Raw genomic sequence first — 6,178 nt, forward strand, 5'->3', positions numbered from 1 at the left:
CGCTAGATATGATGTCTGCTTTTGCCTTTATCTTGCGCGCGAGGCTAGTCAAGCGATAGATTTTACCTATCTCCCACAATCTTGCAAAATGCCCCAAAAGCTTCACTATATCAAAAATGTTTTGTATCAAGCCCATAAATTCCTCCTCTGGCATATTTTGGATTTTTTGGAGTTTTTCGTTTTGAGATTTAGCTATGTTTTGGTTTTCCTCTTGAGTCATGTAGAATCCTTTGAGTCAATCTGCCTTATGACAAGCCTAAAATAAGCCTGCAAACTATATAAGCTGGCTTAGCAGAATCTAGGCTTGATAAATCCAGATTCTGCCAAAGCCAAGCTAAAGATAAGGCTAAAGAAGCCTAGAGGTACAAGCTAGCACAGAGCTAGCCTTGATGATAGCACCGCATCATTGCAATACTATCATATCTTTATCGCCAAAGCTCGCGCTCAAATCTTCATCGATTTTTTCGACAAGGAAGCTTTTGGTATGTGGGAAGCTAGCCATTTCATTAGTGCTTTCATTAAATGCAGTAAGCACGATTTGGATTTTGCCATCATCTTTTTTTTCGCGTATAACGACCGCTAGCAAATCTTTGTTTTCTTGCAATGATTTCAAAGTCTCTGGCTCTTTGAAAAACTCCACCACTTCGCGCATACTCAAAGACTCTTGCTTTATGGGCTCAAGTCCCAAGAGCGCTTTTTGGCGCATTGCCTTGACTATAAACACTACTGCTACCACTGCGCAGATTACCACTGCGACTATTATTGCCTTTGTCATTTTTATCCTTTCTTGCAGTCTATTGCAACACAATCATATCTTTGTTGCCAAACTGCTCTTTTGTTCTGGAGTCAAGCCCTTCTGCCTCGATACCTAGCGCATCGCTATTGGTTTCATCATGGATGCCCTCGATCTCAGTTGTCTCTTTATTGAATAGACATTCTACGACATTATAATTGCCGTTTTCCAGATTCTGCTTTATGACTACAGCAGTTAGATTTTTCTCTCTTTTTAGTCTTGCTAGTTTAAGCGGGTCCCTGAAAAACTCTAGAATGTTTTTCGCAAAATCAATGATTTTTGTAACAATCTTTTTTATCCATGCCCACGCTTTACTAAAAAAATCTCCTGACCAATCAATAGCATCACTAATAATTTCCAACATGTTACGCTCCTTTATTTAATTATGCACATATTTTTATCGCCAAAGTTTGCGCGCAAATCATCGCAAATACTTAGCGTCTCTACCTTGCAAAAAGCATCACCAAGCTTTAGCATAGGCTCATCTTTTTTATCAAGCAGACAAATAGTCAAAATGATTTTGCCATTTTCTTCTGTCTTGTTGATGACTGCGCCATTATACTTGTGCTTGTTTTGGTCCATCTCGCTTTTTATCCACTCTATAGCATCTCGGAAAGAGTATGTATCTACTTTTAGCTCTTTATAGTTCCAAGCCAATTTTAACTGCTCCATATCTAGATTTTTGAGAAACTCTATCGCTTGGTCCGGGTCTAGTCCTAGCCCAATTAAAAGCTTTTTTAGCTCCTCGATAGCTTTTCCTACTAGGATTTTGCTTATCATTTTGTGCTCCTTACGGTTTTGTAGTTTTTCTTTTTGAGATTCTTTTGGATTCTCTTGCCTAGTGCTGCCTTGTCTGCGGTGCTACTATCGCTTGATTTTTCTAGGTTTTCTTTCGCCTTACTAAATGACTTTTTGAAATGCTTAAAATTAGGGAGGCTATCCCCTTTAGAAGCCTTTGTCAAAGCATTTAGCACAGCGTTTTTTTATTTCCCTTCCAGAAAATCCACTCGATAGCTCGCTTAGTTCATCTAGCTGCTTTTCATTTAGTTTTTCTACTCCTTTCTCATAAAGTTTGCTTGGGATGTGTTTCAAAATAAGCGCTTTGCGCTGCTTGGTGTTTGGCAGCTCAAATCCCACAGAATGCAAGATTCTGCTATGAAATGCCTTGTCATAATTACCTAGCAGATTGGTCGCAAAAATCACAATCACAGGGCGCGACTCCAGAAGCTTCAAAAGCTCGCTTCGCAGCGAGTTTAGCGCTTGGTCGGAGCTGTGTGAGACATTTTGGATTCTCTTACCCAAAAAGCTATCCGCCTCATCAAAAAAAAGCACCGCATCATTCTTTTGCGCCAAATCAAACACAGATACCAGATTTTTGGGCGCATCGCCTACAAATTTGGATTCTATGTCCGAGTAGTTGGCGTTTATGATTTGTTTGCCTAGCTCGCTTGCGATGATGTGCGCGCTCATTGTTTTGCCAGTGCCGGGAGGTCCATAGAAATTGACTATGGTTTTTGGCACGCTATCGATTTCGCTAAATCCCCACTCTTCATAAATCAAAGGCTGCTTTTTGATAAGCGTGATAGTCTCTAGCAGGGCATTTCTAGTCTTTTTGGGAAGCTCAATTTTATCCATAGTGAAAAGCGGGGGTTCTAGCCTGAAGCTTGAGCTAGAAGCATCTTTGTTTTGCAATTGCTGCTTGATGGCGATGGGGTTTTCTGCTGCTTTGCTTTGATTTGCGCCCTGTTTGGATTCTGTGGTTTTTATGTCTTCCAAAATCTTCTCCTTACAATTGAGTGTCAGATAAAAATTGGCACCTATGCCAAAAAAGAGTCCGCTATCATCAAAATACTGCTTTGTGTTTTGGATGGTTTCTTTTATGATATTTCCAAGCCGCATGCGTATCATGGATATGTCGCCATCTGCTTTTGGGCTAAGATTTTTAGTGCCAAAAGGTTTGATGTTCCCCAGTGCTTTTGGCATAAAATGCACGATAAGTGCTAGCTCTGCGCTGGGGTCTAGATTTTCTCCACTTAGAATCTTTTGCGCTTTTTGGCTAAAGATATCTAGCTGTTCTTTATAAGCAGTGCCAATCGACTCAAACGCTTTATTTTCAAAAAATATTATAGAAGGCTTTATCATGTCGTTAGTTCCTGCCCTTTGGTAATTTCGTGGCTTGAATCTTGTATTGCAAAGATTTGTTTGCCTAGCACTTGTTTGCTTTTCCTATCTGTAAGCGTTACTTCTATATATGAGAATGGACCGATTTCTGCAATATTAGTAACCTCTGCTTTAAAGTTAAGCATTTTGCCTCCTAGGCTGCCAAGCCCACAATCAGATAAACTAAAGTTATTCTTCTCTAAAGATTCTGCCACATCTCTTTCTAGACGCGCTGTCGCTGTGCCTTTTTCATAGCCCTTCTTATAGCCTTCCTTATAGCCACTATCATGACCTTCATCATAATCATCTTTTTTACAAAATATGTTATCCCAGCACCTACCGCCGCTGCACCTACAGCTACTGCCGCACCTACTAAAATTGGTATTGGCATTTTGTCTCCTTTAAATTTTTTTCGCTTACGCGTTTTGCTATTCTTATGCTTTATCCCGCGATTTTAGGCCTTTTTGGCTTGTGCTTGTAATATCTCGCAAGATTTTAGATTTAAAGCATAGAACTCCTCTTTGCTGTAATGCCTGTGATAGAGCTTCTCATACATGGTTTTGACATTGCAGATATCTGGTCTTGTAGAGTAAATCATGCATCGATTGGCAGAATCTAGATATTTGCAGACGCCATTACCCAAATCAAACGCTTCTAACTCTTTGATACCGCCGATATTTTTGCAGCATATGCCACAAACACTGCAAGGAAAGCCCATATATCGCCTTAAAGCTCTATGAGATTTTTGCCTTGATGGGTCAAAATCAGCATGGTTTTTGTCCAGTCGGCATAAACAGCGGCGAGATTGGCATTTAGTCCGAAATTTTCAATCATAGAATCTATCACTTTCTTTTCGCCCTCATGTAGCGACTCCAGACTTGTGGCTTGCGTGTCGATATCTGCCATAGCAAGCGCCATCGTCTCTAGAAGCGCGATTTTTTGGTGCCTTTTGTCTTTGAATGTGGCAAGTGCGGCGTTTAGGTCAAACTTGCTTTCATCATAGGTGATATCTGATATTTGCATCTCAAGGCAATACATCGCTATGACTTCTTTTTCTTCATCGGAAAAATGGTCGTCGCTTCTTGCAAAATGGTGCGCAATTTGCAAAAAAGCCTCTTTTTCTTTTGGCTCTAAATGGGCTAAAAACATCGTGTCTCCTTAAAGAGTAAATTTTGATCTCGCTTCTTGGCTTTGCGCTCAAAGTCACTAAGCTAGCAGAATCTAGATTCTAGGCTTTATGCTAGGTTTTTGGCTTAGGTTTTTTGACATCAGCCTTTTGTGGCTAGTTTTTTGGCTTAGCCTTTTAGCCAAGCTTTTTTGGGCCTAGATTCTAGATGTGTTTGCTTTGGCTACTTTGAGTGCATCGCCAAAGAAGCGATAAAAAAATCTACTTATTTCCGCGCCTTGTTTTCGCGCTATTTTGTGCGTCTTGTTTCCACGCGATTTTTACGCACTTTTTGCGCGTGGCATTTCCTCGTGGCATTTGTGCGCTTTTGTTTCGCGCGATTTGGCTTTTTATAATCTAGCTTCGCGCGATTTTACGCGATTTGACTTCGCTTTTATTTTTCGCGCGCTTATCGCTTATGTTTTGTTTAAGTTTGGTGTTTTGCTCCTTTTGGTTTGGTTTTGTGATTGTTGCTTGATGTGGCAGATTCTAGAATCCGCCGCTATTTTCCCGCCTTTATTCCCCCGCCTTTTGTTTGGCTAGATTTTTCTCATTAAACATCGCTCCGCTTATCGTCCTTATCGCCTTTGCCACCCTTATCCTCAAACACCTCTTTGACTTTGCGCCAGAGTCCAGTGGGCGATACTTCCACCATCATCACCATGCACTTGTCGCACATCATCGTGAGGACCAAATCGGTGACGACTTTGCTGCCTGATTTGATACGCCCGCATTTGGGGCATATATAAAAAAGTCCGGGTTTTCTAAACATCTGCACTCCTTATTTGCTTATCTGCTTTATCTGTGCCGCCTGCCGCGCGTGGCTTCTCATGACTTCGCCTCTTTGATAAGCGCTAGCGATGCTTGCAGCCTCTCATCCAGGCTTTGTAGCGCGCCGATATCCGCCTCTAGCACGCAAGCCATCGCATCATAGAGCTGTGCTAGCCCCGCTGTATCATCGCTAGCGCTAGATTCTGCCCCAGCATCCAAACTCTTGATAGCAGCATCCAACGCATCAGAATCCACAAACTCCGCCTCTTCTTTAAGCGCTATGCTTTCTGCCAGCATTAGCGCGCCAGATTCTGCGTTTGGCAGATTTTCCGCCACTTCTTGCAAGGTAGCGCAGATGGATTCTGCATCTCCTATATCGATATGCTCGTATTTGCGCGCGATATTTGCGCGAAGCGTGGCGTTATCATCGCTCGCATAGGCATTTGCGCGCCCTTCTATCTTTGCGCGCATTGCACGCATCGCGCGAGAATCCGCGCCGCCGGCATTTGCACTAGAATCCACTTCGCCAAAACTCGCGCCAGAATCCACTTCATCAGCGTCCATTTCGCTAGATCTCATCATATCTCCCAGCAAGCCTTGCAATGGCGCGATGCTATTTCTATAAGTCGCAAGACAAGCCATCTCATAGGCGTTTATCGCATCTTTTAGCGCGCGGATATGCGCTATATACGCCTCAAGCTTCTCTATCGCCTGCGTGGATTCTGCCTCTTCTTTATCGCAGCCCGCCAGCGCGTAGCGGATGGATTCTTCTTGCAGATTGCCAAGCCGCGCTAGGCTGTATTTTAGCTCTTTGGTAAGATTTGGGCTTAGGTCGCCTAGCGCGCTTTCATATGCTTTGCACTCTAGCTCCACGCTCCCTTTGTCCCAATACTCGCCACTATAATAAGGCTCATCGAAAATATCTTCATAGATATTACCTACACCTCTAGCGCCGCTATTAAACAGCTTCGTAGCGCCTTTTAGCGTCTCGCCCTTTATCGCATCGGCATAGTCAAAATACAGATTGTCTTTGTCGGCGATTTTTTTGTCGAGATTATCTATCAGCTTTTTTACGCCATAGCCCAGAGCGCCCAGCGCCACGCCACCCAATACCACTTTTAACTTTGACATTTTGTCTCCTTTTGTCTTTTGGTGGCAGGATTTTATCGCGCTCATGCGTCAGCCTTTGTCGTTTTGATATACTCTTGCAAAGTTTTTAGTAATTTTTCTTTGAGCTCTTTTGGCGCGATGATTTCTATATAAGGGATCCATGCACGCACAAGCGGCAA

At 42.7% G+C, this 6,178-nt stretch carries 12 protein-coding genes; all 12 read right to left on the reverse strand.

The window, feature by feature from the left end:
* On the reverse strand, positions 1-220 hold a 220-nt coding region (locus BKN38_RS09855; protein WP_143000289.1), incomplete at its 3' end, for a hypothetical protein.
* Between the two features lie 183 nt (positions 221-403).
* Entirely contained in the window at positions 404-775 is a 372-nt protein-coding gene (locus BKN38_RS09860) for a hypothetical protein (protein ID WP_066457866.1), read from the reverse strand.
* A 19-nt stretch (positions 776-794) separates the two neighbouring features.
* Positions 795-1,157 carry a hypothetical protein gene (locus tag BKN38_RS09865; RefSeq protein WP_070957821.1) on the reverse strand — a complete coding sequence of 121 codons (363 nt, stop codon included), beginning with the start codon at positions 1,155-1,157 and terminating at the stop codon, positions 795-797.
* 11 nt (positions 1,158-1,168) lie between these two features.
* The gene (locus BKN38_RS09870) at positions 1,169-1,573 is read right to left on the reverse strand and encodes a hypothetical protein (RefSeq protein WP_066457871.1); all 405 of its coding nucleotides are present in this window, start codon (positions 1,571-1,573) and stop codon (positions 1,169-1,171) included.
* Positions 1,570-1,767 carry a hypothetical protein gene (locus BKN38_RS12130; RefSeq protein ID WP_233713093.1) on the reverse strand — a complete coding sequence of 66 codons (198 nt, stop codon included), beginning with the start codon at positions 1,765-1,767 and terminating at the stop codon, positions 1,570-1,572. The genes BKN38_RS09870 and BKN38_RS12130 overlap by 4 nt, the downstream gene beginning before the upstream one ends.
* The gene (locus tag BKN38_RS09875; RefSeq protein ID WP_233713079.1) at positions 1,739-2,935 is read right to left on the reverse strand and encodes an ATP-binding protein; all 1,197 of its coding nucleotides are present in this window, start codon (positions 2,933-2,935) and stop codon (positions 1,739-1,741) included. Before BKN38_RS09875 ends, BKN38_RS12130 begins: the two co-directional genes overlap by 29 nt.
* On the reverse strand, positions 2,932-3,168 hold the full coding sequence (locus BKN38_RS10815; RefSeq protein ID WP_143000290.1) for a hypothetical protein: 237 nt from the start codon (positions 3,166-3,168) through the stop codon (positions 2,932-2,934). The genes BKN38_RS09875 and BKN38_RS10815 overlap by 4 nt, the downstream gene beginning before the upstream one ends.
* Positions 3,169-3,176: 8 nt before the next feature.
* Positions 3,177-3,344, reverse strand: a complete 168-nt coding sequence (locus tag BKN38_RS11315) for a hypothetical protein (RefSeq protein ID WP_156528292.1) — start codon at positions 3,342-3,344, stop codon at positions 3,177-3,179.
* Between the two features lie 63 nt (positions 3,345-3,407).
* Positions 3,408-3,671, reverse strand: a complete 264-nt coding sequence (locus BKN38_RS09880) for a YkgJ family cysteine cluster protein (RefSeq protein ID WP_066457873.1) — start codon at positions 3,669-3,671, stop codon at positions 3,408-3,410.
* An 8-nt stretch (positions 3,672-3,679) separates the two neighbouring features.
* Positions 3,680-4,102, reverse strand: coding sequence for a hypothetical protein (locus BKN38_RS09885; protein WP_066457875.1), 423 nt, complete (start codon positions 4,100-4,102; stop codon positions 3,680-3,682).
* 569 nt (positions 4,103-4,671) lie between these two features.
* Positions 4,672-4,890 (reverse strand): hypothetical protein, encoded by a 219-nt coding sequence (locus tag BKN38_RS09895; protein WP_066457879.1) that lies wholly within the window; start codon positions 4,888-4,890, stop codon positions 4,672-4,674.
* A 56-nt stretch (positions 4,891-4,946) separates the two neighbouring features.
* Positions 4,947-6,020: a hypothetical protein gene (locus BKN38_RS09900; protein ID WP_143000291.1), complete on the reverse strand. Its 1,074-nt coding sequence runs from the start codon at positions 6,018-6,020 to the stop codon at positions 4,947-4,949.
* Positions 6,021-6,178 lie beyond the last annotated feature (158 nt).

Source organism: Helicobacter sp. CLO-3 (assembly GCF_001854545.1).
In the GTDB taxonomy this organism is placed as follows: Bacteria; Campylobacterota; Campylobacteria; order Campylobacterales; family Helicobacteraceae; genus Helicobacter_B.

Bases quoted from the DNA above. Each gene is read 5' to 3' on its own strand.
- BKN38_RS09860 (WP_066457866.1), bottom strand. From the start codon at position 775: ATGACAAAGGCAATAATAGTCGCAGTGGTAATCTGCGCAGTGGTAGCA.
- BKN38_RS09865 (WP_070957821.1), bottom strand. From the start codon at position 1,157: ATGTTGGAAATTATTAGTGATGCTATTGATTGGTCAGGAGATTTTTTT.
- BKN38_RS09870 (WP_066457871.1), bottom strand. From the start codon at position 1,573: ATGATAAGCAAAATCCTAGTAGGAAAAGCTATCGAGGAGCTAAAAAAG.
- BKN38_RS09875 (WP_233713079.1), bottom strand. From the start codon at position 2,935: ATGATAAAGCCTTCTATAATATTTTTTGAAAATAAAGCGTTTGAGTCG.
- BKN38_RS11315 (WP_156528292.1), bottom strand. From the start codon at position 3,344: ATGCCAATACCAATTTTAGTAGGTGCGGCAGTAGCTGTAGGTGCAGCG.
- BKN38_RS09880 (WP_066457873.1), bottom strand. From the start codon at position 3,671: ATGGGCTTTCCTTGCAGTGTTTGTGGCATATGCTGCAAAAATATCGGC.
- BKN38_RS09885 (WP_066457875.1), bottom strand. From the start codon at position 4,102: ATGTTTTTAGCCCATTTAGAGCCAAAAGAAAAAGAGGCTTTTTTGCAA.
- BKN38_RS09895 (WP_066457879.1), bottom strand. From the start codon at position 4,890: ATGTTTAGAAAACCCGGACTTTTTTATATATGCCCCAAATGCGGGCGT.
- BKN38_RS09900 (WP_143000291.1), bottom strand. From the start codon at position 6,020: ATGTCAAAGTTAAAAGTGGTATTGGGTGGCGTGGCGCTGGGCGCTCTG.